This window comes from Chryseobacterium salipaludis (assembly GCF_022968825.1).
Lineage (GTDB): Bacteria > Bacteroidota > Bacteroidia > Flavobacteriales > Weeksellaceae > Kaistella > Kaistella salipaludis.
On record NZ_JALHKS010000021.1, the window covers coordinates 1 to 587 of the forward strand.

The window sequence follows — 587 nt, forward strand, 5'->3', positions numbered from 1 at the left end:
ATAATAAAAAAGAATTTGTCGGTCTTTCCAATAAAATTTCAATGTTAGATAATATTTTCCAAAAGAAAATTAACAATACTTATAAAAATAAAATTGATAGTTTGTATATTCTTGACCAAAGTTATAGGGAGAAAAACCAATCCACGGAGAAAATTGATGACTCAAACTTTTCACTTTTACTTTCTTTAATTTATGAATATGGATTCCCTTCCGAAGAAAAAATAGGTTACGAATCATATAAACGAGCAAATATTATTTTGCACCACAATTTAAGGCTGACCAAGAATGAAAAATACTTGAATATTTTTTTTGAAAAATATGTAAGAAATGGCGAATATAGACCTGAGGATTATGCCTGGACTTTGGAACAAAATCGTGTTTGGTTCAATAAATCCACTCCTATTTATTACTTTCTTATTCTGCCAACAAAACATTTAACCCACGAACAAAAAGAAAAAATTAATTTAACAAGACGAGAAATTGGTTTAAAACCGCTCGAAGCATTTAAAGAAAATAAAAACTCTTTCCAGACAATTTGGTAAATAATACTTCTGCTAACATATTCTATGACAAAAAACAAGCTCTAA

The 587-nt window shown here is 27.8% G+C and carries 1 protein-coding gene; it reads left to right on the plus strand.

All coding sequences use genetic code 11. From position 1 onward, the window contains the following. On the plus strand, positions 1-542 hold a 542-nt coding region (locus tag MVI27_RS11820), incomplete at its 5' end, for a hypothetical protein (protein WP_246962173.1). Positions 543-587: the final 45 nt, after the last annotated feature.